This window comes from Comamonas sp. w2-DMI, assembly GCF_040187735.1.
Taxonomy (GTDB): Bacteria; Pseudomonadota; Gammaproteobacteria; order Burkholderiales; family Burkholderiaceae_C; genus Comamonas; species Comamonas terrae.
Genome location: NZ_JBANEL010000026.1, coordinates 14,857 through 40,793, shown reverse-complemented (window position 1 = coordinate 40,793; position 25,937 = coordinate 14,857). Strand labels below are relative to the sequence as shown.

22 protein-coding genes and 1 pseudogene are annotated in these 25,937 nt (G+C 65.7%); 7 read left to right on the top strand and 16 right to left on the bottom strand.

Going from position 1 to position 25,937, the window contains the following annotated elements; translation table 11 throughout:
* Positions 1-159: 159 nt before the first annotated feature.
* Both ypfJ and V8Z74_RS21565 read right to left on the bottom strand, forming a co-directional pair.
* Positions 160-1,029 (bottom strand): KPN_02809 family neutral zinc metallopeptidase, encoded by an 870-nt coding sequence (gene ypfJ, locus V8Z74_RS21570; RefSeq protein WP_066476921.1) that lies wholly within the window; start codon positions 1,027-1,029, stop codon positions 160-162.
* Positions 1,030-1,134: 105 nt separating this feature from the next.
* The gene (locus tag V8Z74_RS21565) at positions 1,135-1,482 is read right to left on the bottom strand and encodes a hypothetical protein (RefSeq protein WP_066476924.1); all 348 of its coding nucleotides are present in this window, start codon (positions 1,480-1,482) and stop codon (positions 1,135-1,137) included.
* A gap of 161 nt (positions 1,483-1,643) precedes the next feature.
* Between V8Z74_RS21565 and V8Z74_RS21560 the strand changes: the two genes are divergently transcribed.
* Together V8Z74_RS21560 and V8Z74_RS21555 are read left to right on the top strand one after the other, a co-directional pair.
* On the top strand, positions 1,644-2,609 hold the full coding sequence (locus V8Z74_RS21560) for a delta(1)-pyrroline-2-carboxylate reductase family protein (RefSeq protein ID WP_349711099.1): 966 nt from the start codon (positions 1,644-1,646) through the stop codon (positions 2,607-2,609).
* A gap of 70 nt (positions 2,610-2,679) precedes the next feature.
* A complete protein-coding gene (locus V8Z74_RS21555) occupies positions 2,680-4,431 on the top strand; it encodes a sensor domain-containing diguanylate cyclase (protein WP_066476931.1) in 1,752 nt (583 codons plus the stop codon).
* A gap of 61 nt (positions 4,432-4,492) precedes the next feature.
* On the opposite strand, the gene dcd is transcribed toward V8Z74_RS21555, so the two are convergent.
* Together dcd and guaD are read right to left on the bottom strand one after the other, a co-directional pair.
* On the bottom strand, positions 4,493-5,059 hold the full coding sequence (gene dcd, locus V8Z74_RS21550) for a dCTP deaminase (RefSeq protein WP_066476934.1): 567 nt from the start codon (positions 5,057-5,059) through the stop codon (positions 4,493-4,495).
* A 63-nt stretch (positions 5,060-5,122) separates the two neighbouring features.
* Complete coding sequence (guaD, locus tag V8Z74_RS21545) at positions 5,123-6,415, bottom strand: guanine deaminase (RefSeq protein ID WP_066476938.1); 1,293 nt, start codon at positions 6,413-6,415, stop codon at positions 5,123-5,125.
* Positions 6,416-6,480: 65 nt separating this feature from the next.
* Here guaD and V8Z74_RS21540 point away from each other — a divergent pair, with 65 nt between their 5' ends.
* From V8Z74_RS21540 to V8Z74_RS21525, 4 genes are all read left to right on the top strand, one after another.
* A complete protein-coding gene (locus tag V8Z74_RS21540) occupies positions 6,481-6,864 on the top strand; it encodes a hypothetical protein (protein ID WP_349711097.1) in 384 nt (127 codons plus the stop codon).
* Between the two features lie 67 nt (positions 6,865-6,931).
* The gene (locus tag V8Z74_RS21535; protein ID WP_349711096.1) at positions 6,932-8,029 is read left to right on the top strand and encodes a porin; all 1,098 of its coding nucleotides are present in this window, start codon (positions 6,932-6,934) and stop codon (positions 8,027-8,029) included.
* A gap of 195 nt (positions 8,030-8,224) precedes the next feature.
* Positions 8,225-9,418 (top strand): serine hydrolase domain-containing protein, encoded by a 1,194-nt coding sequence (locus V8Z74_RS21530; protein WP_349711094.1) that lies wholly within the window; start codon positions 8,225-8,227, stop codon positions 9,416-9,418.
* A gap of 99 nt (positions 9,419-9,517) precedes the next feature.
* Positions 9,518-9,964, top strand: coding sequence for an HIT family protein (locus V8Z74_RS21525; protein WP_349711093.1), 447 nt, complete (start codon positions 9,518-9,520; stop codon positions 9,962-9,964).
* A 42-nt stretch (positions 9,965-10,006) separates the two neighbouring features.
* Here V8Z74_RS21525 and V8Z74_RS21520 read toward each other — a convergent pair whose 3' ends face one another.
* The 12 genes and pseudogenes from V8Z74_RS21520 to xdhC all read right to left on the bottom strand — a co-directional run bounded on the left by V8Z74_RS21520 (position 10,007) and on the right by xdhC (position 25,131).
* Entirely contained in the window at positions 10,007-11,068 is a 1,062-nt protein-coding gene (locus V8Z74_RS21520; RefSeq protein WP_349711092.1) for an adenosine deaminase, read from the bottom strand.
* Positions 11,068-12,042, bottom strand: coding sequence for an aromatic ring-hydroxylating dioxygenase subunit alpha (locus tag V8Z74_RS21515; RefSeq protein WP_349711091.1), 975 nt, complete (start codon positions 12,040-12,042; stop codon positions 11,068-11,070). The genes V8Z74_RS21520 and V8Z74_RS21515 overlap by 1 nt, the downstream gene beginning before the upstream one ends.
* Before the next feature lie 155 nt (positions 12,043-12,197).
* Positions 12,198-13,358, bottom strand: a complete 1,161-nt coding sequence (locus tag V8Z74_RS21510) for a BMP family ABC transporter substrate-binding protein (protein WP_066476954.1) — start codon at positions 13,356-13,358, stop codon at positions 12,198-12,200.
* 244 nt (positions 13,359-13,602) lie between these two features.
* The gene (locus V8Z74_RS21505) at positions 13,603-14,751 is read right to left on the bottom strand and encodes a BMP family ABC transporter substrate-binding protein (RefSeq protein WP_066476957.1); all 1,149 of its coding nucleotides are present in this window, start codon (positions 14,749-14,751) and stop codon (positions 13,603-13,605) included.
* Positions 14,752-14,798: 47 nt separating this feature from the next.
* The gene (locus V8Z74_RS21500; protein ID WP_349711090.1) at positions 14,799-15,719 is read right to left on the bottom strand and encodes an ABC transporter permease; all 921 of its coding nucleotides are present in this window, start codon (positions 15,717-15,719) and stop codon (positions 14,799-14,801) included.
* On the bottom strand, positions 15,719-16,816 hold the full coding sequence (locus tag V8Z74_RS21495; RefSeq protein WP_349711089.1) for an ABC transporter permease: 1,098 nt from the start codon (positions 16,814-16,816) through the stop codon (positions 15,719-15,721). Before V8Z74_RS21495 ends, V8Z74_RS21500 begins: the two co-directional genes overlap by 1 nt.
* Positions 16,809-18,375, bottom strand: a pseudogene (locus V8Z74_RS21490) (ABC transporter ATP-binding protein). The gene V8Z74_RS21495 and the pseudogene V8Z74_RS21490 overlap by 8 nt, the downstream one beginning before the upstream one ends.
* Positions 18,376-18,451: 76 nt before the next feature.
* Entirely contained in the window at positions 18,452-19,384 is a 933-nt protein-coding gene (locus V8Z74_RS21485; protein ID WP_066476970.1) for a LysR family transcriptional regulator, read from the bottom strand.
* Positions 19,385-19,562: 178 nt separating this feature from the next.
* A complete protein-coding gene (locus V8Z74_RS21480; protein ID WP_349711088.1) occupies positions 19,563-21,593 on the bottom strand; it encodes a sensor domain-containing diguanylate cyclase in 2,031 nt (676 codons plus the stop codon).
* Between the two features lie 252 nt (positions 21,594-21,845).
* On the bottom strand, positions 21,846-22,487 hold the full coding sequence (locus V8Z74_RS21475; RefSeq protein ID WP_349711087.1) for a Crp/Fnr family transcriptional regulator: 642 nt from the start codon (positions 22,485-22,487) through the stop codon (positions 21,846-21,848).
* Between the two features lie 164 nt (positions 22,488-22,651).
* Positions 22,652-23,962, bottom strand: a complete 1,311-nt coding sequence (locus V8Z74_RS21470; protein ID WP_066476972.1) for a urate hydroxylase PuuD — start codon at positions 23,960-23,962, stop codon at positions 22,652-22,654.
* Between the two features lie 329 nt (positions 23,963-24,291).
* On the bottom strand, positions 24,292-25,131 hold the full coding sequence (gene xdhC, locus V8Z74_RS21465) for a xanthine dehydrogenase accessory protein XdhC (protein ID WP_066476974.1): 840 nt from the start codon (positions 25,129-25,131) through the stop codon (positions 24,292-24,294).
* A gap of 272 nt (positions 25,132-25,403) precedes the next feature.
* On the opposite strand from xdhC, the gene V8Z74_RS21460 reads away from it, so the two are divergent.
* Positions 25,404-25,904, top strand: coding sequence for a hypothetical protein (locus V8Z74_RS21460; RefSeq protein ID WP_066476978.1), 501 nt, complete (start codon positions 25,404-25,406; stop codon positions 25,902-25,904).
* Positions 25,905-25,937 lie beyond the last annotated feature (33 nt).

Below are 25,937 nucleotides of genomic sequence, written 5' to 3'. Positions count from 1 at the left end.
AACCGGCGCAATGGCTGCCTGAAACCAAGGGCTACAGGATGAAAGCAAGAGGGAAATTCCCCGGCGCGGGCCGATGGAATTTCGCCGCTGCCGCCACGCTGCCTGTCAGGCAAGACAGGCGTGTGACAACCTCACACGCCCGCGCTTCACGGCACGGCCTTACAGCGATGGCGCGGAGAAGGTGTCGCAGGCCTTCACGCTGCCGGTCTTGTAGCCCTGGGTGAACCAGCGCACGCGCTGGGCGCTGCTGCCGTGCGTGAAGCTGTCGGGCCGCACCACGCCCGTGGACTCGCGCTGCAGCTTGTCGTCGCCGATCTGCTGGGCTGCGTTGACCGCGGATTCGATATCGCCCTGATCCAGCCAGTTCTTGGCCTGCTGCGATTTGTTCGCCCAGATGCCGGCAAAGCAGTCGGCCTGCAGTTCCAGCCGCACGGACAGGGCATTCTGTTCGCGTTCGCTGATACGCCCGCGCATACCGTCGACCTTGCCCGAGATGCCCAGCAGATTCTGCACATGGTGTCCGACTTCGTGGGCCACCACATAGGCGCGGGCGAACACGCCCGGCGCGCCCAACTGGCGGCTCATGGTGTTGAAGAAGTCCATGTCCAGATAGACCTTCTGGTCCCCGGGGCAGTAGAACGGCCCCATGGCCGCCTGGCCCGTGCCGCAGGCAGTCGGCGTGACGCCCGTATAGAGCACCAGCTTGGGATTGCGGTATTGCGAGCCGCCCTGGCTGAAGATCTGGCTCCACACATCCTCGGTGGACGCCAGTACGGTGGAGACGAACTTGGCGCCCTGGTCGTCGCCCGGCGGCCGGTGCGCAGGCGCCTGCTGCACCTGGGGCGCGCCGCCGCCCGAGAGCACGCCGATCGTGGTCAGCGGGTTGATGCCGAACACGCCCCAGCCGATCAGCGCCAGCACCACCGTGCCGATGCCGATGCCGCGGCCGCCGATAGGAAAGCCGCCGCCTCCGCCCTCTCCCCGGCGGTCCTCCACATTGTCCGACTCCCGGTTTCCTTCCCATCTCATGGCGAGCACTCCTTTGCTGTCCCGACCAGCCCGGCAGTTGCCAGGGCCGTGTTGTTCCATTGCCGAGCACGGCCGACACCGTGCTCTCCATCCTGCGATAACGCTTTACTTCACCGGCCCGCTGACGGACTGGCCCGCACCATGGGCCGGCATCAGGCCGATGGTGGCCGGCCCGGCCCCCGGATGGTTGCGCGCCACCTGCTCCTGCACCACGTCGAACATGCGCATGAGCAGATAGGCCACCACCAGCAGCCCCAGCACCGCCAGCGCCAGCGTGAGCCAGCCCCGGCCCGGCGGCTGGCGCTGCGCCTGGCCCTGCACGCGGCTGGGCTGTCTGACGGCGCGGGTGCTCTCGCTGTCATGCCATGCGGGCTCGGAGGACGAGGCGCTGGCCGGCGCCTGGGTCCAGGTGGGCTCGCTGCGTTGCCCGGTACGGGAAGAAGAACCAAACATGAAAAGCAAAATCTGTTGGATGCGACAGGCGCTATTGTCGCTCGCCGGACAGGCTCGCCCAACGGCCCTGTTGCCGCCACGCCATGTCAGCCGGTTGCGCCAGTCGCCTCCCGGGCCGCGCGCCATTGGTTGCCGGCGGCCTGCTGTGTACAGTTGCGGGCATGACCCATGTTCCAAGCCCCATGCCCGACGCGCTGGACGCCCGGGCCACCGCCGCCGTGCTGCCCTGGAATGCCCTGGCCGACGAGATTGCCGCCTTGCTGCTGTCGCTGCGCGACTCGGACGCCATCCACGTGCCGGCACGCATCGTCATGCCGCTGGCCCGGGACGGCGCCCTGTTCTGCATGCCGGCCACCGACGGGCAGCTGGCCATGACCAAGCTCATCAGCTTCACGCCGGCCAATGCGCAGACCGCACGCCCCACGATTCAGGGCGACATCGTGGTGTTCGATGTCGCCACGGGCGAACGCCGGCTCATCCTGGACGGCCCCACTGTCACGGCGCGGCGCACGGCCGCCGTCTCTCTGCTGGCGGCCAGGCGGCTGGCGCCCAATCCCCACGGGCCGCTGCTCATCGTGGGCGCCGGCGTGCAGGGCAGCGCCCACCTGCAGGCCTTTGCCAGCGGCCTGGGCACCCGCGAAGTCTGGATCGCCTCGCGCAGCGAGAAAAGCGCGCAGCAGTTGGTGGAGCAGGCCCGGCAACTGGGCCTGCAGGCCCATGTGGCCGCCGACCTGGCTGCGGCCACACGCCACTGCCCGCTCATCGTGACCTGCACGCCTGCGCAGGCCGTGGTGCTGCACGACGCACCGCGCGACGATGCCTTTGTCTGCGCGGTCGGCGCCTTCACCCCGGCCATGGTGGAGCTGGCACCCGCGCTGTGCCGTGACATGCAGGACCGGGGCCTCATCGTCGTGGATACCCAGGATGCCCGGCATGAAGCAGGCGACCTGCTGCAGGCCGGCATCGCCGTCCAGGGGCTGCCCACGCTGGAAACGGTCCTGGCCCAGGACTGGCCGCGCCCCCGGACGCCGGTACTGTTCAAGTCCTGCGGCTGGGGCGGCTGGGATCTGGCCGCCACGCGGCTGGCGCTGCGCATGGCGCGCCGGCAAGCCGCAGCCAGCCCATAGCCAGCATCCGGCATGCTATCTTCCAGGGAGCAATTACCCCGCATCCTTCCATGACGAGAGCGAGGTTCCATTGAATTCCCCCACCGAAACCTCTCAGACAGAGCCCTTCGCAGCGCAGCCCGCCTCGCGCTGGCAGCGCCTGGGCCTGCGCGCCCAGCTGTCTCTCGTGTTCGGCTCGTTGATGGTTGTGCTGGCCGTTTGCATGTCGGTGGGCTTCGCGGAGCTGCTGCGCTGGCGCATGCAGCGCGACGCCGCGGCCTCGCTGCATACCGTCGCGTCCAACGCCTCCCGGCTGCTGGCCGACGGCCTGTTCGACCGCACACGCACCGTCCAAGTGCTTGCCGGCTCCAGGGAGCTGTGGGAACAAGGCCTCTCCGCGCCCGGCGTCAGCGCCCTGCTGACCCGCCTGCAATCGACCCTGCCTTTCAGCACCTGGATCGGCGTCAGCGACATCCAGGGCGTGGTGCGCAGTGCCACCAAAGGCCAGCTTGCAGGAGAGCAGGTACAGAGCCGATCGTGGTTCCGGCACGGGCTTGCGGGCCTGCACGTCAGCGACGTGCACGAGGCGCCGCATCTGGCCCGGCTGCTGCCGCCTGCCGCCAACGGCGAGCCTCACCGCTTCATCGATTTCTCGGCCCCCATCAATCCGCAGGGCCGCATCATCGGCGTGCTGGGCGTCTACAGCAGCTGGGGGTGGGTACGCGAGACCATTGAAAGCCTGCTGCCCGGCAATGCGCAGGAACGCCGGATCTCGCTGTTCATCTTCGACCGCAACGGCCGGCTCATCTACGGCCCCAACGGACAGATGCAGCCCTTTGCCCGCCTGGGGCAGGAGCTGCCGCTCAAGCTGCATGCGGCCGAAGCCGACATTGCGGCCCTGCAGGCCCAGGCCGAGATTGCACGCTGGAAGGACAGCGACGAACGCTTCCTGACGGCCGCCGTGACACTGCAGCCGCGCAACGCGGCATCCGACCTGGGCTGGCGCATCGTGGCCCGCCAACCGCTGGCCACAGCCTATGCGCCCGCGCGCCAGGCCATGGTCAAGATCGTGGCCGCCGGCCTGGCCGCCGCTTTCCTGGCCGCAGGCATTGCCTGGCTGGCGGCCCGGCGGCTGAGCCAGGACCTGAAGCAGCTCGCGCGCGCCGCCTATGCGCGGGACAGGAACGGCCAGCCGGCCGAAATTCCGGTGCTGCACAGCAGCCGCGAAGTGCGCCATCTGTCGCTGACGCTGCGCGGCACCATCGCCAAGCTGCGCGCGGCCAACGAGGCCATGGAGGCCCAAGTGGCCGAGCGCACGCTGCAGCTGCAGCAGGCCAATGCCGAGCTGCAGCGGCTGGCCCATAGCGATCCGCTCACCGGCCTGCTCAACCGGCGCGGCTTCGAATCGCAGCTGCAGTTCGCCCTGGCGCTGGCGCGGCGCAGCCAGCGGCCGATGTGCCTGCTGAGCGTGGACATCGACCATTTCAAGTCCATCAACGACCGTTACGGGCACGACATGGGCGATGCGGTACTGCGCCATGTCGCCCGGCTGCTGGGCGCGCGCCTGCGCCAATCCGATGTACTGGCCCGCATGGGCGGAGAGGAGTTCATGGCGCTGCTGCCCGACACCTCGGCCGAAGCAGCCATGGAGCTGGCCCGGCAGCTGTGCGCCATGGTGGCCGAAAAACCCATGCAGCATGGCGCCACCGTCACCATCAGCATCGGCGCCAGCGCCCTGCACAGCACGGACAGCGACGACGGCAGCGCCATGCGGCGGCGCAGCGACGAGGCCTTGTATGCAGCCAAGGCCGCCGGCCGCAACACCGTGCGCTGGCAGGACTGAGCGGCCATGAAAAAAGCCCGCAACCAAAGGCCGCGGGCTTCAGCGGGCGGACAAGCCGCGATCAGGTCTTGGGCAGGGTCACGCCATGCTGGCCCTGGTACTTGCCGTTGCGGTCCTTATAGCTGGTCTCGCATTGTTCGTCGCCCTGGAAGAACAGCACCTGGGCGCAGCCTTCGCCCGCGTAGATCTTGGCAGGCAGCGGCGTGGTGTTGGAGAACTCCAGCGTCACATAGCCTTCCCACTCGGGCTCGAACGGCGTGACGTTGACGATGATGCCGCAGCGCGCGTAGGTGCTCTTGCCCAGGCAGACGGTCAGCACGTCGCGCGGAATGCGGAAATACTCGACCGTGCGGGCCAGCGCGAAGCTGTTGGGCGGGATGATGCAGTAGTCGCCCTCGAAGTCCACAAAGCTCTTCTCGTCGAAGTTCTTGGGGTCCACCACCGTGCTGTGGATGTTGGTGAACACCTTGAACTCGCGTGCGCAGCGGATATCGTAGCCGTAGCTCGAGGTGCCGTAGCTGATGATCTTCTTGCCGTCGAGCTGGCGCACCTGACCGGGCTCGAAGGGATCGATCATGCCGTGCTGCTCCGCCATCCGGCGGATCCATTTGTCGCTCTTGATGCTCATTGGGAATCCTGTATCGCTTGATTTTTCATAGCGTCGTGCGCTCATGAATCAAGCGCAAGACTCCTATTTTGCTTGAGAAACAATGGTTTGCTCAATCAGGCGGTCATCTCCGAGGATGATCATGGCGAACAGCAGTTCGTCCAGATTGCGGGCTTCTCCGGTCTTGCGCGCCAGCAGCGGCGTGCAGCCCGGATTGATGACGACAAAGTCGGCCTCGCAGCCCGGCTGCAGATTGCCTATCACGCCTTGCAGGCCCAGGGCGCGCGCGGCGCCTGCCGTGTGCTGCCACCAGAGGTGGCCGGGCGCCAGGCTCAGGCCCTGCTTGGCCAGGCTTTCGCGGCCCACCACGTAGGCGGCCTGCATGGTACGGAACGGCGAGAAGCTCATGCCGCCGCCCACGTCGCTGGCCAGGCCGTAGAGCATGCCGGCCTCGTCGGCCTTGATGTAGTCGAAGTAGCCGCTGGCCAGGAACTGGTTGCTGGTCGGGCTGATGGCCGCCGCCGAGCGCGTGTCATGCATGAGCTTGCGGTCGGTTTCATCGAGCCAGATGCTGTGGGCGTAAACAGCGCGCTCGCGCATCAGGCCAAAGTCGTCGTAGACGGCCAGATAGCTGCGTGACTCGGGAAACAGCTGCTTGACCCAGGCGACTTCGTCCAGGTTCTCGGCCACATGGGACTGGATCCATACGTCGCCATACCTGGCGGCCAGCTCGCCGGCGCCGCGCAGCTGGGCGTCGGTGCTGGTAGGCGCAAAGCGCGGCGTGATGGCATAGCCCAGCCGGTCCACGCCATGCCAGCGCTGGATCAGGGTCTCGGTGTCGATCAGGCCCTGCTCGGTATCGTCGCGCACGCCGTCGGGGCTGTTGCGGTCCTGCAGCACCTTGCCGGCAATCATGCGCATGCCGCGCTGGCGGGCGGCCGTCATGATGGCGTCCACCGAGGTCGGGTGCGAGGTGGCAAAGGCCAGCGCCGTGGTCACGCCGTTGCGCAGCAGCTCGTCCATGAAGAAGTCCGCCACGCCGTCCGCATAGGCGCGGTCCGCAAAACGCGATTCATGCGGGAAGGTGTAGTTCTCCAGCCAGGGTAGCAGGCCGGACGCGGGCGCGCCGATCACATCGGTCTGCGGATAGTGGATATGCAGGTCCACGAAGCCGGGGGCCAGCAGGCGGCCCGGCAGGTCGATGCGCTGCACGCCCTCGCGGTCGATGTACTGGGGCGCCAGCGCCTGCCAGCTGCCCGCGGCCACCACGCGCTGCACGCCTTGCGCATCGGGCGCCACGGCCAGCAGGCCATCGGAGTCATACACGGCTTGGCCGTCATCGGCAAAGCGCAACAGGGCACTACGGTAGATTTTCATGGGAACAAGCTTACGCGCGGGTGCCGTCGCACGGCGCACGGCGACCCTTATAAGGGCTATATGGTTTGGCGCAATTGTGGCGTGGCGCCTGTCCGCTTGCGGCGCCGACAGACGCATCTTCATCAAAAAGCATAGCTTGTTGCGCTTGGCATATCTTGATTGCAAAACCATTGCATATCAGAAACAGCAGCTATCAGGCGCTGCACGCTATTGTTTACGAAGCATTGCGCAGCCACCCAAGCGGCCCTGCCCCGCACCGACGACATGGATGGCCGGCGCAGCACCGGAGTTTGCGCCTTGCCGCCCCATTGCCCGGATATATTTTTTCGTTATTTGATTCCAGAAAAAAATATTTGCTCGCAAGTTCCATGCGAATATCCGTTTATTTCTTCGATGGTTTGCATATCCGGCCAAACCTCAATATCAGAAATAATTATGCCCGCGCATAAATAAAAAGTATTTCTATAAATGGAGAAGCAACTCCATACTCCGCATTCCCCTCCAGACGGAAACAGCATGCGGACCAGTCCCCCGATTCGAACCAGCTCGACATACAGAAAATATCGCCTGTTTCTGGCAATGCTTCTGTTTTCATTTTCGGCCATGGCTCAGAACAGCCAGACCCGGATATATGGAATCATGGATATGTATGTCGGCTATGGAAAATCCGGCTCGAAATCCATCACCAAACTCAATGAAGGTGGCAATGCCGGTTCACGCATCGGCTTTCAGGGTGTGGAGGATCTGGGCGGCGGGCTCAAGGCGCGCTTCGACCTGGAAGCAGGGATAGGCGCTGATACCGGGTCCGGCGAGGCGCCCGACGGCTCCCTGGCTTTCCTTCGACAGTCCAGCATAGGTCTTACCAGCCGCTGGGGCCTGGTGGACTTCGGGCGCATGTACACGCCGATGTTCATCGGCATCGTCCAGGCCGATCCCTATGTGCTCAATGCGACTTTTTCGCCGCTGAACCTGCGCTCCATCGTAGACAGCCAGCAGGGCGTGCGCGCCTTTGCCTCGCGCGGCAGCAACATGATCCGCTACATGACACCGCCGGAGCAGAACTTCTTCGCCATCCTCGCCTATTCCTTCGGCGAACAGGGCAGCAGCAGCCAGCGGCTCAACGACCTCTATGGCGGCAGCCTGGGCTGGAAAGACAGGAGTTTCTATCTGGCCTACTCCTTCCAGAATGTGCGGACCGCGAGCACGGACCAGCCCCTTGCAACGCCCATCACTTCGCGATACCAGGCGCTGAGCGCGTATTACCGGATCAGGCCGGAGCTCATGCTTTCGGCCAACATCGCTCAATCCGGATCCAACCACAGCGCCACCCGGGAATCCACGCTGAGAAGCGGTGGTATCTCCTGGCAGGCGAGCGTCCAGTCCCGGCTGATGGCCGTAGTGGCGCACCGCAGGGTCGAGGCCAGCGCCCGCGGCCAGACCGTCTGGACCCTGGGGTACGACTATGCGCTGAGCAAGCGCACGGAACTGTACGGGCGCCTGTTGGGCGTCAACAACCGGGGCGGCGCGGCCGTGGCGCTGGGCGGCGTGCCCATCGAGGCCGCCGGCAGCAGCTCGGGGCGGTTCATCGCAGCGGGCATTCGCCACTCCTTCTGACCATTATTGCCGTCATTGAAAATCATGCCCATATCTCGCCCCTTATTCTGCGCAAAATACATTTTCGCGGCCGCCGGCATGGCATTTGTCTGCGGATGCCAGACCGCCAGCTCATTATCATCCGCAGCCAGTTCAGATATTGAAGAAGCCCATAATCCATTATTCAGTGAAAGAAGCAGGCCACTCCATCCCGAGATGAAAATCACCCGGGAAAACTGGCTGCTTCCCGAGAATATCCGCTGGGGCCTGAGAAATGCCCGGGAAATCGTGCCGACCTCGACGATTCCCAATGCACTGGTCGCCTCGCCCCTTTTCTCTGGCACCCCGATTCAGGACAGAGAACTGGCAATCAAAACCCCGGACGGGCAGAACTTCGGCATGGCGCAATATCTGGCCGAAAACCATGTGGACGGACTGCTGGTCATACATGAGGGGAAAATCATCTACGAGCGCTATCTCAACGGCATGCGGCCGCGCGATGTGCACAGCTGGGCATCCATGTCCAAATCCATGGTCGGCCTGATCGCCGTTCAGCTGGCACAGCAAGGCAGGATCGACCTCGATGCCCCGCTGGCCGCCTATGTGCCAGAGCTGCGTGATTCACCGTTCGGCCAGGCATCGGTCCAGCAGAACATGGACATGCAGCTGGCCCTGGCGTATCCGCAGGCCCTGCCGCCCGACATTGGCATGTTCGCCGCTGCCGGCCTGCTGCCGGCCCGCAGCGGCATGCCGGACTCCATCCATGGCTTCCTCAAAGTGCCCCAGGCCACGGAGCCGCCCGCTAACGGCATCTTCTACTACCAAAACGGCTCCACGGAGGCCGTGGCCTGGGCGCTGCAGCGCGTGACAGGCCGGTCGCTGTCGGACCTAGTCAGAAACATGGTTTGGCAGCCCATGGGCGCACAGGACCAGGCCTACTACCCGCTTGATGCAGCCGGCAGCGAGTTTGCGTCGGGTGGCCTGCACAGCACGCTGCGCGACGCCGCGCGCTTTGGCGAGCTGATCCGCAACCAGGGGCAGGCACAGGGGCGCCAGGTCGTGGCAAGGCAGGCCATCGAGCGGATTCTTGCCACGCCGTCGACCGCCAACCAGGCGCGCGTAAGGCAATCGGGCCGGGCCATGCCTTCGGGTACGGGCTATGCCGACTTCTGGTGGCATCCCATCCAAGTGCGCGGCGCCGTGATCGCATCGGGCCGCTTCGGCCAGCGCATTCTCGTGGACCCGGCCCACGCACTGACCATCGTGCAGTTCGGTACCTATCCGGACACGCGGGCGCGTCCGGCCACGGCCGGGCAGGCCATCACACGGCAGGACAATGTGCTCAGGACCGACGACGGGCTGGTCGCGCTGGCCCAGGCCGTGTCGCAGCACCTGCGGACTGCACACTGAAGCGGTTTCCCGGACAGACCGCCTTGCAGCGCCGGCGGCAGTGGCGCACGGGCGACGGCGCATAAGATAGGCCGTTTCAAGAACCGCAAGGAGACCTCGATGCCCATGTTCGTGGATGAATCCCCCGCCGGCGAATGCATTTTCTGCAAGCTCGTCAACGGCGACATTCCGTCGGCCAAAGTCTATGAGGACGAGCTGACCATCGCTTTCATGGACATAGGCCAGGCCTGCGAAGGTCATGTGCTGATCGCCTCCAAGCGCCATGCGGCCAATCTGCTGGAACTCACGCCCGAGGAAGCCGGCGCCGTGATGCAGACCGCCCGGCGCATCGCCGCCGCAGCGGCCCAGGCGCTGGAGCCCGAGGGCATCACGCTGTTCCAGGCCAACGGCGCCGCAGGCGGGCAGACGGTGTTCCATTTCCACCTGCATGTGCTGCCGCGCAAGGCGGGCGATGGCCTGTCGCTGACCTGGAAGCGCGAGGAGCCCGGCATGCCCGTGCTCAACCGCTTTGCCGAGCGCCTGCGCCAGGCCCTGGCGCAGACATAGAAGCCGGCAGCGCCCATCCGGCCGCCGCCGGACGGGAGGGATTCACGCGTCTCCGGTCCGGCGCGCGAACTGCGCGAACGTTTCGTCCAGCAATGCGATCCACTGCTCCTTCTGCGCAGCGGCCACGAAGCTGGCCTCCAGGCTGTTGCGCGCCAGCTGGTAGGCCTCCTGGGCGCCCATGCCCGTGGCCTCGAACAGCTGCAGGTAGTTCTCGTTCACATAGCCGCCGAAGTAGGCCGGGTCGTCCGAATTGACCGTGACCTTGAGGCCGGCCTTGAGCAACTGCGGCAGGTTGTGCGCGGCCAGCGAATCGACCACGCAGAGCTTGAGGTTGGACAGCGGGCAGACCGTAAGGGGAATCTGCTCGTCGACCAGCCGCTGCATCAGCACCGGGTCTTTTTCGGCCTGCACGCCGTGGTCGATGCGCTCCACATGCAGCACGTCCAGCGCGCCCCAGATATAGGCCGGCGGCCCTTCCTCGCCCGCATGGGCCACCAGGTGCAGGCCCAGTTCCCGGCAGCGCCCGAACACGCGCGCGAACTTCTCGGGCGGATTCCCCACCTCGCTGCTGTCCAGGCCCACGCCGATGAAGCGGTCGCGCAGCGGCAGCGCGTCTTCCAGCGTCTGCAGCGCCTCTTCCTCGCTCAGGTGGCGCAGGAAGCTCAGGATCAGCGAGGCCGAGATGCCCTGCTCGATCTCCGCGTCGCGGCAGGCGCGGTAAAGGCCGTTGATCACGGTCTCCATGCCCACGCCGCGCGCGGTATGCGTCTGCGGGTCGAAGAAGATTTCCGTGTGCACCACGTTGTCGGCCACGGCGCGGTTGAGATAGGCGCGCGCCATGTCGTAGAAGTCCTGCTCGTGCAGCAGCACGCTGGCACCCGCGTAATAAATGTCCAGAAAGCTCTGCAGGTCGGTGAAGGCATAGGCCGCGCGCAACGCCTCCACGTCGGCGTAAGGCAGCTGTACACCGTTGCGCTCGGCCAGCGCGAAGATCAGCTCGGGCTCCAGCGAACCCTCGATATGCATGTGCAGCTCGGCCTTGGGCATGGCACGCAGCAGCGCGGGCAGATGTTCAGCATGGATCCGGGGCACGGAATGTTTCATCAGCAGACTCCAAACGTGATGCCTTGGGCCTTGAGGAAGCGGCGGTAGGCGGATGACATGCGGTCCGCGGCCGAATGCATCTCGGCACGCGGATCCAGCGGCAAAGCCTTGGGCAATTGCGATTCCAGCACCGGCTGGTCCTGCACGAAGATGGTGTGCTGGAAGCTCTGCAGCTGCGCGTCGCTGGATTCGAAGTCTGCCACGGCCAGGCGGAACCAGACGCGGCTGGTTTCGGGCGTGACGGGGCAGATGAACAGGCCAATGGATTCGCGCCACCCCTGCCTGGAAGAGCCCTCCTCGGGAATCTTGGTCAGCAGCGCGGTGTACGGCGCCGTTACCTCGTAGCTGTATTCGACCTCCGCGGCCTGGGTGGAGTGCAGGTTGGACTGGGGCTGCACGGCCTTGCAGCCCGTGGCCAGCACGCCGGTGGCCGTGGCTTCGACGGCGTAGGGAGCGATGGCCGTGGCATCGCGGCTGCCCAGCCAGCCCTCGTGCACGAAGCCGAAGTGGGACATGTCCAGGAAGTTCTCGATGATGCGCGGCGCACTCGCGGCCACGTCATAAGGACCGCAGTTGACCTTGCGCAGGTGCTCGTCGGCTTCGGCGGCAAACGCGGGCAGCGGATGCTCCCCGGCCTCCAGGCGCACCCAGACCAGGCCATAGGCTTGCTGCACCTCGAAGGATTTCACGCACTGCGTGGGCGGCGGCGTGAACTCGGGCAGCGCCGGCACCTTGACGCACCGGCCGCCGCTAGCGAACTGCCAGCCGTGGTACGGGCATTCCAGGCGGCCGTTCTCGACACGGCCCATGGACAGGCGCGCACCACGGTGGGGGCAGCGGTCCGCGAAGGCCTGGACGGCATCGTCCTCGTTGCGCCACAGCACGATGGCCTGCCCCAGCAACTGCACGGCCAAAGGAGTATTCGTCACATCCTGCGCCTGCGCCACAGGATGCCAAAGTTGTTTTTCAATCATGGGAAGGTCATTGAGCATTTACGCAAGCAAGAATGCACAGGAAGCACTTCCCGCGGGACGCGCTGCCTGAATCCGATTTGCGCAAGTCGTGCCATTGTGAACGCTAAACCGAAAAAAGGCCGCCCGTGGGCGGCCTTTTTCAGACGGTGGCGCGATTACTGGCCGCCGGGCACCTTGCCTTCCACGCCCTTGACGTAGAAGTTGATGCCGCGCAGGAAGTTGTCGTCGGCCACCTGGCCGGCCGCCACGACTTCCTTGCCTTCGGAGCTGGCGATCGGGCCCTTCCAGATCTGGAAGCTGCCGTCCTTCAGGCCCTTCTTGACTTCCTCGACCTTGGCCTTGACCTCGGCGGGCACATCGGCCGCCAGGGAGACGATGTCGATGGCGTCCTCCTTCACGCCCCACCACGATTGCTGGCTCTTCCACGTGCCGTCCAGCACTTCGCGCGTGGTCTTGATGTAGTAGCCCGAGGGGTTGAAGATGGCCGATGCCAGGTGGGCCTTGGGGCCGTAGCTGGTCATGTCCGAATCCCAGCCGAAGGCGCGCTTGCCCTTTTCCTCGGCGGTCTTGAGCACGGCGGGCGAATCGGTGTTCTGGAACAGGATGTCGGCACCGCCGTTGATCAGGCTGGTGGCGGCTTCGGTTTCCTTCGGGGGAGCGAACCATTCGTTGACCCAGACCACCTTGGTCTTGATCTTGGGATTCATGGACTGGGCGCCCAGCGTGAAGCTGTTGATGTTGCGCAGCACTTCGGGAATCGGCACCGAGCCCACCACGCCCAGGGTGTTGGTCTTGGTCATGGCACCGGCGATCACGCCTGCGAGATACGCGCCTTCGTAGGTGCGGAAATCGTAGGTGCTGGCATTGGCTGCGGTCTTGTAGCCGGTGGCGTGTTCCCACTTCACGTCGGGAAATTCCGGCGCCAGCTTCTGGATGGTGTCCATGTAGCCGAAGGTCGTGCCGAAGATCAGCTTGTTGCCCTGCGTGGCCAGGTCGCGCAGCACGCGCTCCGCATCAGCCCCTTCGGGCACGCTTTCCACATAGGTGGTCTTGATCTTGTCGCCGTATTCCTTCTCCAGCGCCTTGCGGGCCTGGTCGTGCGCAAAGGAATAGCCGCCGTCGCCCACAGGGCCCACATAGGCGAAGCCGATCTTGAGCGGCTCGGCGGCAGCGGGAGCAGCCGCTGCAGGCGCCGGTGCCGGAGCGGCGGCCGGTGCGCTCGCCTCCTCCTTCTTGCCGCAGCCCACCAGGGCCGCGGTGGCCACGGCCGACAGTGCAGCCACCTTGAGCAGCGAACGCTTGTGGAAGTCAGTCATTTCGGTTTCCTTTGGAATCGTTGAAATACGCAAATGCCTTGAAGGCGAAGAACAGCATGCAAGAACCAGGCCATCGCCGGAGTCCGCTCCGCCGAAACGGAGCGGTCCGTGGCCTGCCAATATAGGCAGAAATCGGCCGATGTAACCAATGGTTTGCCACAAAGCGACAAGCACTGGACATGACGCAATACCCAGCAAAAAGGCCCCTGAGGGCCTTGAATGGAGCGCCAAGCGCTCCTGTTTTTTACTTGGCGCCGGGCACGGAGCCTTCGATGCCGTTCACATAGAAGTTGATGCCCTTGAGGAAAGGCTCGTCGGCCACCTGGCCGGCGGGCAGCACCTCCTTGCCCGTGTTGTCCTTGATCGGGCCGGTCCAGACCGCGAAGCTGCCGTCCTTCAGGCCGGCCTTGGCCTTCTCGACCTTGTCCTTGATCTCCTGGGGCACGTCGTCGGCGATCTTCACCAGATCCATCGCGCCTTCCTTCACGCCCCACCAGTAGGAGCCGCCTTGCCACTTGCCGGCCAGCGTGTCTTCGACCACCTTGGTGTAGTAAGGCGTCCAGTTGATGACGGCCGAGCCCAGGTGGGCCTTGGGCGCGAAGGCGCTCATGTCGCCATCCTTGCCGAAGGCGCGCGCACCGCGCTCTTCCGCGGTCTTGAGCACGGCGGGCGAGTTGGTGTTCTGGTACATCACGTCCACGCCGCCGTTGATCAGGCTGGTCGCGGCTTCGGATTCCTTGGGAGGCGCAAACCATTCGTTGACCCAGACCACCTTGGCCTTGATCGAGGGGTCCACGCTCTGGGCGCCCAGCACGAAGCTGTTGATGTTGCGCACCACTTCAGGGATGGGCACCGAGGCCACCACGCCGACGGTCTTGGTCTTGGTCATGCCGCCAGCCACGATGCCGGCCAGGTAGGCGCCCTCAAAGGTCTTGGAGTCGTAGATGGCGACGTTGTCGCCCATCTTGTAGCCGGTGGCATGCTCGAACTTCACGTCCTTGAGGTCGGCTGCGACCTTCTGCACGAACTCCTGGTAGCCGAAGCTGGTCGCGAAGATCAGCTTGTTGCCCTGGCCGGCCATGTCGCGCATCACGCGCTCGGCATCGGCGCTCTCGGGCACGCTTTCCACCATCGAGGTCTCGATCTTGTCGCCGAACTTTTCCTGGATCGCCTTGCGTGCCAGCTCATGCTGGAAGGTCCAGCCGCCGTCGCCGATGGGGCTCACGTACATGAAGCCGATCTTGAGCTTGTCGGCGGCCGGGGCCTGGGCGGCAGGCGCTGCAGCAGGTGCAGCCGGGGCCTCGTCCTTCTTGCCGCAAGCCGTCAGGGCAGCCAGCGAAACGGCCGACAGGCCGATCATCTTGATCAGGGCACGCTTGCGCAGTGTGGTCATTGCAAATTCCTCTCAAACGTAGTTCTAAGGGTGAAGTCGATCCAGGCTCAGGAGCCCGGGTAGAAGGGTTTGCCCAGCGAGGCAGGCATGTTGGCGCGTATCCAGGTCGGATTGCGGGAAATCAGCACCAGCACCACGATGGTGGCCAGATACGGCAGCATGGACAGCACCTGGCTGGGCACCTGCAGCCCCGTGGCCTGCAGGTGGAACTGCAGCATGGTCACGCCGCCGAACAGGTATGCGCCCAGCAGCACGCGCGCGGGCCGCCAGGTGGCAAAGGTCGTCAGCGCCAGCGCGATCCAGCCGCGGCCCGAAACCATGCCCTCCACCCACAGCGGGGTATAGACGGTGGAGATATAGGCACCGGCGAGGCCGCACATGGCGCCGCCGAACACCACGGCCATCAGGCGGATGCGGCGCACCGGGTAGCCCAGGGCATGGGCCGAGGACGGCGATTCGCCCACGGCGCGCAGCACCAGGCCCGCGCGCGTGCGGTACAGAAACCACACCATGGCAATGGCCAGCACCACGGCCCCGTACACCAACGGATGCAGCGTGAACAGCGCCGGACCCACGACGGGCAAGTCGGCCAGGCCGGGAACGGCGTATTTGGGCAGCTCGGGCAGCTTGGCCTGCACATAGCCCAGGCCCAGAAAGGCCGAGAAGCCGGCGCCGAACAGCGACAGGGCCAAGCCCGTGGCGTACTGGTTGGTATTGAGCCAGATCACCAGCAACCCGAAGATGGCGGCCAGCAGCGCGCCCGCGCCCATGCCGGCGGCAAAGCCCAGCCAGGTGCTGCCCGTATGCACCACGGCGGCAAAGCCCGCAATGGCGGCGCACAGCATCATGCCTTCGGCGCCCAGGTTGACGATGCCCGCCTTCTCGTTGATCAGCAGGCCCAGCGCCGCCAGCGCCAGCACGGTGCCGGCGCTGAGCGTGGCGCCCAGAAGCAGTGCATAGGATTCCATCAGCGGACTCCCTTCGCTGCAGCCACGGCCGGGCCGGCTTTCTGTGCCATCCAGCGGATGCGGTAGGCCACCAGCGTGTCGCAGGCCAGCAGCGTGAACAGCAGCAGCCCCTGGAACACGCCGGTCAGTGCCTTGGGCAGGCCCAGGCGCGACTGCGCCAGCTCGCCGCCGATATAGAACATGCTCATGAGAATGGAGGAAAAAATCATGCCCACGGGGTGCAGGCGCCCCACGAAGGCCACGATGATGGCCGCAAAGCCATAGCCAGCCGGCACATAGGGCGTGAGCTGGCCCAGCGGGCCGGCCACTTCCAGCGCGCCCGCGAGGCCCGCGGTGGCGCCCGAAATCAGCAGCGCCGTCCACAGCGCCTTACGCGAGGAAAAGCCCGCATAGCGCGCGGCTGCCGGCGCCAGCCCGCCGACCTGCAGCGCAAAGCCGGCGCGCGTACGGAACAGAAAGGCCCACAGCAGGCCCGAGCCCAGCAGCGCGATGACGACGCCGATGTTCATGCGCATGCCCTGCACCAGGCGCGGAATCTGGGTGACGCGCTCGAAGGTCTTGGTCTGCGGGAAGTTGTAGCCCATGGGGTCCTTCCAGGGGCCGTAGACCAGATAGCCGAGCACCAGCGTGCCCACATAGACCAGCATCAGGCTGACCAGGATTTCATTGGCGTTGAAGCGGTCGCGCAGCAATGCCACGATGCCCGCCCACGCCATGCCGCCCAGCACGCCGGCGACCAGGATGGCCGGCACGATCCAGGGACCCGTGCTCTTGTCGGCCAGCAGCGCCATGCCGGCAGCCGCCACCGCGCCGATGACGAACTGGCCCTCGGCGCCGATGTTCCAGACATTGGAGCGGAAGCACACGGCCAGCCCCAGGGCGATCAGCAGCAGCGGCGTGGCCTTGACGGCCAGTTCGCCCAGCGCATAGCCGGACTTGACCGGCTCCCAGAAGAAGGCTTGCAGGCCGCGCACCGGGTCCTTGCCCAGGATGACGAACAGGCCCACGCCGATCAGCACCGTGATCAGCAGCGCCAGCACCGGCGAGCCATAGGTCCAGAACTTCGAGGCCTGGGGACGCTGTTCGAGCTTAAGCATGTGCAGCTCCCTGCGCCGAGGCGCCTGTCCCATCCCACAGACCGCTCATCCACTCGCCGATCTGCTGCACCGTGGCGTCGGCACGCGCGACGGAAGGCGACAGCCGCCCCTTGGCCACCACATGCAGGCGGTCACAGATTTCAAACAATTCGTCCAGCTCCTCGCTCACGACCAGCACGGCGCAGCCGGCATCGCGCAGCTGCAGTATTTCGCCGCGTATCTGCGCGGCAGCCCCCACGTCCACCCCCCAGGTCGGCTGGGAAATGATCAGCAAGCGCGGCCTGGCATCGATCTCGCGGCCCACGATGAACTTCTGCAGATTGCCGCCCGACAGCGACTGTGCCGCGGCATTCGGTCCCCCGGCCCGCACATTGAAGCGGGCGATGATGTCGCGCGCCTGGGCCTGCAGTTGGCCCATGCGCATCCACCCCCCCCTTGCCCAGCGCCGTCTTGCGTGTCAGCAGCAGGTTGTGCGCCAGCCCCATGCCGGGCACGGCACCGCGCCCCAGCCGTTCCTCGGGCACGAAGTGCAGGCCCAGGCCACGGCGGCGCGCCGGTCCCATGCGGCCCACGCCCTTGCCAAGCACCTGGATCATCTCGGCGTCCGCGCGCGTGTCCTCGCCCGACAGCGCGTACATGAGTTCCTTCTGGCCGTTGCCCGAAACGCCGGCAATGCCGACCACTTCGCCGGCCCGCACCTGCAGCGCGATGTGCTGCAGGTCGACGCCGAACGGATCCTGGCTCCTGAGGCTCAGGTCCTGCACGCGCAGTACGGCCTCGCCGACCCTGGCGCTGCGGTGTTCGAGCTGCGGCGGCTCGGAGCCGATCATCATGCGCGACAGGGAGGCATTGGTTTCCTGCGCGGGATTGCATTCGCCCGTCACCACGCCGCCGCGCAGCACCGTGCAGGCCGTGCACAGCGAACGGATTTCATGCAGCTTGTGGCTGATATAGAGGATGGAGCAGCCTTCGGAGGCCAGCCGGCGCAGCACGACGAACAGTTTTTCCACGGCCTGCGGAGTCAGCACCGAGGTGGGCTCATCCAGGATCAGCACGCGCGGATTGGTCAGCAGCGCACGGATGATCTCCACGCGCTGCATCTCGCCCACGGACAGCGTGTGCACCGGGCGGTGCGGATCCACTTCGAGGCCGTAGTCGCGTGCCGTGGCGGCGATGCGCTCGACCACCTGGGCCAGTGCCATGCTTTTGTCCAGGCCCAGCCAGACGTTCTCGGCCACGGTCAGCGTATCGAACAGGCTGAAATGCTGGAACACCATGGCAATGCCCAGCTGGCGCGCCTCCTGGGGATTGCGGATCTGTACAGGCTTGCCGTCGACGAAGATGCTGCCTTCGTCGGGCTTGACGGCACCATAGATGATCTTCATCAGCGTGGACTTGCCAGCGCCGTTCTCGCCCAGAATGGCATGCACCTCTCCGGGGCGAACATTCAGCGATACCCCATTATTGGCAACCACCGCCGGGTATCGCTTGGTAATACCTGCCAATTGCAGACGCGCAGGCGTCTCCATCGGCGAGGAAGGGGTGTGGGGGGGATTCATCGCTGGATTGTCTCTCAATTTAAACAACCAATTGACACATCCAGGTCCGGGAGCTTACATCCATCGTGTGTGCAAACTATTGATTTCGAAGCATTAAAGCCACATTCCGTACCACTTCCCGCAACCACCGCGTGGCAGCACCCGCATGCGAACGAGCGTGCCACAACTGGTAATAGACCAGTGGCGGAAACTCCACAGGAGAAGGCAGGATGACCAGAGGCAGGCGCTCGCAAAAGCGTTCGCAGAACAATCGCCCCGAGGTCAGCACAAGCAAGCTTGATGCCACCATGTCGGGAATCAGGCTGAAATGCGCGCAACGCGCCGTGACCTGGCGCTGCAGCCCCATGCCGGCCAGCTGCTCGTCGATCACGCCGCGTGCGCCCGGATAGGCCGGTGTGGGCGCAATATGCTCGGCCTCCAGCCATTGCTGCACGTCCCAGCCACGGCGCACCGCCGGATGCTTGGGGCTGACCAGGCACACCACCTCGTCCTCGAACAGCCGTGCCATGTGCAGGCCCTGGGGCGGCTGCGGCCAGTTGCCGATCACCACGTCCACCTCTCCCTGGGCCAGCTGGCCTTCGTAATGGGACTCCGCACTCAGCGGCAGTATGTCCACGGGACAGTTGGGAGCCTCCAGCTTGATGGCAGCCACCAGGCGCGGCAGGAACTGCGGATCCAGATAGTCGCTGGCGGCGATGCGGAAGGTCCGTGTCGAGGTGCGCGGATCGAAATGGCGCGCATCGCTGAAGAGGCCCTCGGCAGCACGGAGGATGTCGGCAGCCGGCTGCATCATGCGCTGTCCCACTTCCGTGGGCTGCATCTGCGCGCCCGAACGCACCAGCAGCGGGTCCCCGGCCAGCTCGCGCAGCCGCCGCAGGGCGGCCGATACCGCGGGCTGGTGCATGCCCAGGCGCAGGGCGGCGCGAGAAACGCTGCGTTCCGTGAGCACGGTATGCAGCACGCGGATGAGGTGCAGGTCTATCTTGTCGAAAAGGGTCTGATCACGCATAGGCATGGGCGCAGGGCCCCGCGGCCGCAGCGTTGTCTCTTGTATGAAGTTCTGACGCGTAAAAATCAGGCGCGAGCGTAACCTACTCGCCGCCGGCCGTCAGCACGGAAACGGTTTATTCAAGGCAAAACATCGGATATGAACAGTGGCGGGTTGTGGCCCATGGCCTGCACCCTGGCTAGGCTGCCTGCGTCATGACCTCCACCCGGTTGCGCCCCTTGCGCTTGGCCGCGTAGCAGGCCATGTCGGCCGCCTTGAGCGCTGCGGCCACCGTGTACCGGCGGGCATCGATCACCAGCAGGCCGATGCTCACGCCCATCAGGTTCCATGCCCCTTCCCAGTCCTGCACGGCCATGCACAGCAGTTGCGCCGTGCGCATGCCCTCCTGCTGGGTGGCGCCAGGCAGCAGCACGGCGAATTCGTCTCCCCCGACCCGCGCAACCCAGCCTTGCGGACGTACCGAGGCTTCTATCAGCCGGGCAATATGGCCCAGCACCTCGTCGCCCGCCTGTCGGCCGCCCTGCTGGTTGACTTGGGAGAAATGGTCGAGATCCAGATAGAGGATGACGCCATGCGTGGTTTCCTCGGCCGGCTCGCCCGCATCCATGCCGGCCGCCGCAGTGGCCTCGGCGCATTCGCGCAGCCACTCCTGCAGCCGCATGGCAAAGGCGGCACGGTTGGGCAGCTTGGTCAGCGGATCATGCATGGCCTTCCAGCCCGACTGTTCGCGCACCAGTCGCTGCGTGGTGACATCCTCCACCTCCCAGACCAGAAAGTCTTCCCGGGCCTCGCGCTTGGGCACCTCCCAGCCGCGGCGCATGCGCTGCAGGCTCTGCCCGTGGATGCGTACCCACACGACGTTGCCATCCTTGCGCTGCAGGCAGGTTTCGCTGTCGAACTGGCCATAGATGTCCAGGTCGCGCCGTATGCGCTGCACCAGCTGCTCATAGACATGGGAAGAGGAACAGAGCCGGTGGACCGGCATGCCCTGCAGCTCGCGCGGCGTATAGCCGAGGATGCGGGCCGCCTGCATGCCGACGCGCTGGATGCGGCTGGCCTGGGTCACCACCAGCCCGACGGGTGCATAGTCCATCAGTGTCTGCAGCTGCAGCTGCATCTCCTGTTGTCTTTCCTGCTGCACTTCCCGGCTCCGCCCCAGGGCCTGCAATGCATTGCGCAAGGCCTGTGCCTCGCCCCAGTCATGCTCGGACAGGCGCCGCCACCACAGGGAACCCCGGACACTGCCATCCACTTCGTCCACAAGCTGGCTCTGCAGGGCTCGCTGCGAGCGGCGATAGAGCTCGGTCAAGGGATAGGCAATCAGGGCCAGGACCAGTGCCAGGGCCACAGCCGCGGCCACTGCGACGGCAACCACGGTCCATTGCTCGCGCTGCGTAAGCCCGGGTGCCAAGGCCTGCACATCGGAAACCTTGAGCAGAATCCACTGCGTCCAGGGCAAGGCCACGGCACTCCACAGCTGCTGGCCGCGCTGCTCGCCGACCGCCCCCACCTGCACCGATTTGATCCAGTCCGCATCGATGGCATCGCGCATCCAGGGCGTTTCGGAGCTGCCGGCCAGCTGCCAGTGTCCGCGCTCGTTCCCGGCAATGATCTTGCCATCCGCGCCCAGCACCAGCAGGCCGGCCTTTTCGTCGTTGTCCGTGCCGGCGGCCGCGGGCAGAAAAGCCTGGGCCGGCATCTGCAGGCTGCCGCCCAGCACGCCGACCAGCCTGCCCTGCTCATCGCGCAAAGGCACCACATGCAGCATGTCCAGCATGGCATCTGCACCATCCGGGTGCATCCAGACCTTGGTCAAGGGCTTGCCATCCTCCAGGCCACGGCGCAGCACATCGCGCTCCGGCCCGGTCAGGCCGTCCAGCGCCTGGGCCTGCCCGCCCTGCAGGCTGACAAGCAACTGCCCCTGCGCATCGGCCAGCTGCAGGCGCTCGAACAGCCGCCCCATGGAAACCTGTTGCTGCAGCATAGACTGCAGCACTGCGCGCGGCTCTGCAACATGCGGCGCCAGCGCACTGGCCAGGGCCTGTAAGGGCTTTTGCTGCTGCTCCAGCCTAAATGCCAGCGTGCGGCCCATCTGCTCGAGGGCCTGGGTCTGCAGCGGCAAGGCATGCTCCACCACCGACTGCCGCGTGGAATGCACGCTCCACCAGACCAGGCCGATGCTCAGCACGATGGCCGTGAGGGCCGCCATCAGCAGCATGCTGCGCACAATGGGCCCGGGCCCGCGAGGCCTGCCACCCGGCTTGCGCGGAGAAAGCCTCTCCCCTGCAGCCGCAAGGGGCTGCTCCGGAACCACCCAGGGCGGCTCTGACGAAGGATGCGGAGGGCGCTCGGACATGAGCTCCCAATATAGGAAGATGGCAACCGTTATCCAACGGGAGGAACCCCTGAGCCATCCTCTCGGCCAGCCATGGCGCCGGCGGCGCTGCCTGCGCGGCGCGTGTCAGAAAGAGCCCAGCGCCAGCGTACGCAAAGCACCCGGCTCGGGCAGATCGATCACGTTGCCACGCCCGCCGATCAAGCCGCGCTCGCGCAGCTGGCGCAGGATGCGCGACAGGGTTTCGGGAGCCATGCCCAGCTGGGCGGCTATCGACTGCTTGCGGGCATGGAGCGTCACGCGCAGGCTGCCCTTTTCGTGCGGCACCGCATGGTGCAGCAGCCATTGGGCGCACCGCGCCTCGGCGTCCTGCGCCAGGCGGCTGACCGCCAGCTCCGCCTGCGTGCAATAGGCGCGCGCCAGGTCCTGCAGCAGCATCTGCACCGGCGACTGCAGTTCGGCCAGTGCCTGCCGGAATGCTGCCACGGGAATGGAGTGCACACGCACATGGCTCTGGGCCTGCATGTCCATGCAAGGCAGGTGCTGCTGCATGGCGAATGCGGCATCCAGCCAGAGCGGCCCTTCCACGCGTCCCAGCTGGTGGCGCATCTGCTCCTGCTGCGCCACGCCCAGCAGCACGCAGCCGCTCTCGAGATACAGCACATGTTCCATCGGTGCGTGGCGCCGCCTGAGCCACGAGCCTGGAGCAAACACCGCGGGTTGCCCGAACATGGCGGTCAGTTGCGACATGGATGGCAGAGTGAACATGGCCGCCACTTTGCCGTCCGCCAGCCACCACCGCATTGAGCCAGGTCAACAACCGGCATATCCCTCGCCCTGTGAGCAAGGCCTTGCCGGCTCGGTGCGATACAGGAACAAAAAAGCCGCTTCCTGAAGAAGCGGCTTTGGGGCTTGGCTGTATCAGCAGCGCATCAGTTCACCGAAGCGCCCGATTCGTACCACTGTTTGATCATGTTGCGCTCGTCCTCGGTCAGCGAACCGGGGTTGCCGAAAGGCATCTTGCGCAGCTGGACCACCTGCTGGTAGATCTGCTGGGCGTGGGACTTCACGCCTTCGGCCGAGTCCAGGCGCACGCCCTTTTGCTGGATGGCAGCGCCGTGGCACACCACGCAGTGCTGCTGGAAGAACGGACCCACCTGGGCATATCCGATGCTGCCACCGGCTGCGGCGGCAGGCGCGGCAGCGGGCTGCTCGGCGGCTGCCGGAGCTGGCGTGCCTTCCGCTGCGGCAGCAGGTGCTGCGGCGGGTGCGGGGGCAGCAGCGGGCGCCGGTGCAGCCGCGGGAGCCGCCGGAGCGGGCTTCAGCCAGGAGAACACGCCGATCAGAACCAGCACGCCGACCAGGGCATAGGGCCAGGGATGGCTGTTGCGGCCCAGCTTGTAGCCGTGGCGCATCACGAAGAACTGGCGGATGGCCGCGCCGGCAAACATCATCAGGATCAGCACCAGCCAGTTCAGCTGGTGGCTATACAGCCAGCCATAGTGGTTGGACAGCATGGCGAACAGCACGGGCAGCGTGAAGTAGGTGTTGTGCACGCTGCGCTGCTTGCCGCGCTTGCCATGGATGGGGTCGACGGGCTGGCCGGCTTTCAGGGCGGCAACCACCTTGCGCTGGCCGGGGATGATCCAGAAGAACACGTTGGCGCTCATCGAGGTGGCGATCATCGCGCCCATCAGCAGGAAGGCGGCCTGGCCGGGGAAGATGTGGCAGGCCAGGAAGGCCGCAATGCACACCAGCACCAGAACCATGGCGCCGACGATGGCGTCGCCGTTCTTCCTCTGGCCGAAGGTGCGGCAGATGAAGTCGTACAGCAGCCAGAACACCACCAGGAAGGACAGCGCCGAGGCAATGGCGGCAGCCGAGCTCATGCCGTTCGGATCGCCGGGGTTGACCAGGTAGATGTTGGCATTCCAAAGATAGGAAACCGTCAGCAGCGCGAAGCCCGACAGCCAGGTCGTGTAGCTTTCCCAGTAGAACCAGTGCAGGTGGTCCGGCATCTTGGGAGGGGAGACGTTGAACTTGACGGGATGGTAGAAGCCACCGCCGTGCACCGCCCACAGCTCGCCGTTGACGCCCTGCTTCTTGAGGTCGTCATCGACAGGCGGCGTCAAGCTGCTGTCCAGGAACACGAAGTAGAACGAAGAACCGACCCAGGCAATGGCCGTAATGACGTGGAGCCACCGCAACAGCAGGTTAGCCCAGTCGAGAATGTAGCTTTCCATAGCTCTCAACCTTGGCAGCGTGGGGCTGCCGACAACCTGCTCACCACTGCGGGCGCTCTGAGCAGAAGGTAAAAGGCCGCGCTCCCGGGAGTGAAAGATCACGGGGCACCGCTGCGACCAGTTTGTGGACAGAAAGTGTATGCACTTTTCTGATCCAGATCATCCAGTTTCGGGATATCCCACCCTAGAGATTTCCCTTATATCGATGAACTTTTGGCCGCGCGATGGCTTTCATGACACGCAAATGGGTTAGAAGCCGCCGGCCTTGCATGGCCTGGCCTGAACGCGGGACCATGCCGTCGCACCCGCGGCAAGCGCACTGCAGGAGTTTACGCCATGGCCCGGCTGCCCCGGTTCTGCAGCAGCTGGGCCGCCACGGCCACTGCAATCACCTCGGGCTCCTTGCCGTCGATGCCCGGCACGCCTATGGGACAGGTGACATGCGCCAGTTCCTCGTCGCTGAAGCCGCGCTCGCGCAGGCGGCGCCTGAAGGTCGCCCACTTGGTCTTGCTGCCGATCAGGCCGATATAGGGCAGATCGCCTTGCAGGCGCTGGCGCCGCAGGCACTGGGCCACGATCTCCAGGTCCTCGGCATGGCTGAAGCTCATGATCAGCACCTGGGACTGCGGCGGCAGATCCTGCACCGCGCCCTGCACGGGGTCGGAATATTCGCACTGCACGCCGATCTGCTCCTGCTCGGGAAAGATGGCATCGCGGCTGTCCACCCAGATGACGCGGTAAGGCAGGCTGGAAAGAATGCGCACCAGCGCATAGCCGACATGGCCGGCGCCGAACAGTGCCACGCAGGCATCCGGAATGGGCAGCAAGGGACGCAGCTGCTCCTGCCGGCCCTGTTCGAAAAATGCAAAGCGCAAGCCGACGGCACCGCCGCAGCATTGGCCCAGGCTCGGGCCCAGGGCATAGCGGTGCGTGACCTCTTCGGCCTGGCCGCCTTCCGTGCGCCACCGCGCCAGCAACTGCCTGGCCTGGTCAATGGCCTGCCATTCCAGGTGGCCGCCGCCGATGGTGCCGAACACCTGTTCGGCAAAAACCGCCATCCACGCACCTGCCTCGCGCGGAGCCGAGCCCTGCGTCTGATCGATCTGCACCCAGCACAGCGGCTCCTGCCGCAGCCGGTCCAGCACCTGCCTGTATGTCTCGCTCCACATGTCTGTTCAATCCGCTCGTTGCAGGGGCGCTCTCGGGACGACTTCCGCAAGCCCGCACCATTTCGCCCATGTTCTCCCATTTTGGGGATACCGGTAGATGGATTCGCATATGGGCGCGCTAACAAAGCCCGGATAGCCGGCGGCATCTGCGCGGGCAACCACCGGGCTGGCCAGGCCGCCCCGGGCAATCTGTTGCGGATTTTTCCAGCGGCGCCACATTGATTTGCACAGGCTCTGGCGGCCGTACCGGATTTCGGGATACGCTTGGCGCCATGTCTGAGACCCCTGAAATGCCTTCGGGCAGCTCCCCCCTGCCCGGCAAGCCGCGCAGCCCCTGGCTGTGGGCCGGCCTGGTGGCAACCATCGCCTCGCTGGTCACGGCCTGCAAGACCGCGCCCGACATCGGAACGGGCCCGGCGCCCGGCGCCTCGAATGCGACCACGGCCCAGGCCTACCGCCAGGATGCCGCACGCAGAATCTACGACCTCAACGGCCAGCGCATCTACAAGGGCACGCTGCCGCCCATGCTGTATGCCGTGGGTGTGCTGCAGGTGCAGCTCGACGCCAGCGGCCGCATCCAGCGCCTGCACTGGCTGCGCGCGCCCAGCCATGCGCCGGAGGTGGTGGCCGAGATCGAACGCACGGTCCGCGCCGCGGCGCCTTTTCCGGCGCCCGTGCGCCTGGGCAAGGTGACCTATACCGACACCTGGCTGTGGGACCAGTCGGGGCGCTTCCAGCTCGATACGCTGACCGAAGGCCAGCGCGGGCAGTAGACGCGCCGCCCTGGCGGGCACCCCGCTGTCCGC

What these genes read in the sequence shown, in the direction of transcription:
- V8Z74_RS21460 (WP_066476978.1), top strand. Translation starts at nt 25,404, where the DNA reads ATGTCTGAGACCCCTGAAATGCCTTCGGGCAGCTCCCCCCTGCCCGGC.
- V8Z74_RS21530 (WP_349711094.1), top strand. Translation starts at nt 8,225, where the DNA reads ATGAAAATCACCCGGGAAAACTGGCTGCTTCCCGAGAATATCCGCTGG.
- V8Z74_RS21495 (WP_349711089.1), bottom strand. Translation starts at nt 16,816, where the DNA reads ATGCTTAAGCTCGAACAGCGTCCCCAGGCCTCGAAGTTCTGGACCTAT.
- V8Z74_RS21505 (WP_066476957.1), bottom strand. Translation starts at nt 14,751, where the DNA reads ATGACCACACTGCGCAAGCGTGCCCTGATCAAGATGATCGGCCTGTCG.
- V8Z74_RS21525 (WP_349711093.1), top strand. Translation starts at nt 9,518, where the DNA reads ATGCCCATGTTCGTGGATGAATCCCCCGCCGGCGAATGCATTTTCTGC.
- V8Z74_RS21515 (WP_349711091.1), bottom strand. Translation starts at nt 12,042, where the DNA reads ATGATTGAAAAACAACTTTGGCATCCTGTGGCGCAGGCGCAGGATGTG.
- V8Z74_RS21510 (WP_066476954.1), bottom strand. Translation starts at nt 13,358, where the DNA reads ATGACTGACTTCCACAAGCGTTCGCTGCTCAAGGTGGCTGCACTGTCG.
- xdhC (WP_066476974.1), bottom strand. Translation starts at nt 25,131, where the DNA reads ATGTGGAGCGAGACATACAGGCAGGTGCTGGACCGGCTGCGGCAGGAG.
- V8Z74_RS21560 (WP_349711099.1), top strand. Translation starts at nt 1,644, where the DNA reads ATGACCCATGTTCCAAGCCCCATGCCCGACGCGCTGGACGCCCGGGCC.
- V8Z74_RS21470 (WP_066476972.1), bottom strand. Translation starts at nt 23,962, where the DNA reads ATGGAAAGCTACATTCTCGACTGGGCTAACCTGCTGTTGCGGTGGCTC.
- V8Z74_RS21520 (WP_349711092.1), bottom strand. Translation starts at nt 11,068, where the DNA reads ATGAAACATTCCGTGCCCCGGATCCATGCTGAACATCTGCCCGCGCTG.
- V8Z74_RS21485 (WP_066476970.1), bottom strand. Translation starts at nt 19,384, where the DNA reads ATGCGTGATCAGACCCTTTTCGACAAGATAGACCTGCACCTCATCCGC.
- guaD (WP_066476938.1), bottom strand. Translation starts at nt 6,415, where the DNA reads ATGAAAATCTACCGTAGTGCCCTGTTGCGCTTTGCCGATGACGGCCAA.
- V8Z74_RS21475 (WP_349711087.1), bottom strand. Translation starts at nt 22,487, where the DNA reads ATGTTCACTCTGCCATCCATGTCGCAACTGACCGCCATGTTCGGGCAA.
- dcd (WP_066476934.1), bottom strand. Translation starts at nt 5,059, where the DNA reads ATGAGCATCAAGAGCGACAAATGGATCCGCCGGATGGCGGAGCAGCAC.
- V8Z74_RS21565 (WP_066476924.1), bottom strand. Translation starts at nt 1,482, where the DNA reads ATGTTTGGTTCTTCTTCCCGTACCGGGCAACGCAGCGAGCCCACCTGG.
- V8Z74_RS21500 (WP_349711090.1), bottom strand. Translation starts at nt 15,719, where the DNA reads ATGGAATCCTATGCACTGCTTCTGGGCGCCACGCTCAGCGCCGGCACC.
- V8Z74_RS21535 (WP_349711096.1), top strand. Translation starts at nt 6,932, where the DNA reads ATGCGGACCAGTCCCCCGATTCGAACCAGCTCGACATACAGAAAATAT.
- V8Z74_RS21480 (WP_349711088.1), bottom strand. Translation starts at nt 21,593, where the DNA reads ATGGCGGCCCTCACGGCCATCGTGCTGAGCATCGGCCTGGTCTGGTGG.
- ypfJ (WP_066476921.1), bottom strand. Translation starts at nt 1,029, where the DNA reads ATGAGATGGGAAGGAAACCGGGAGTCGGACAATGTGGAGGACCGCCGG.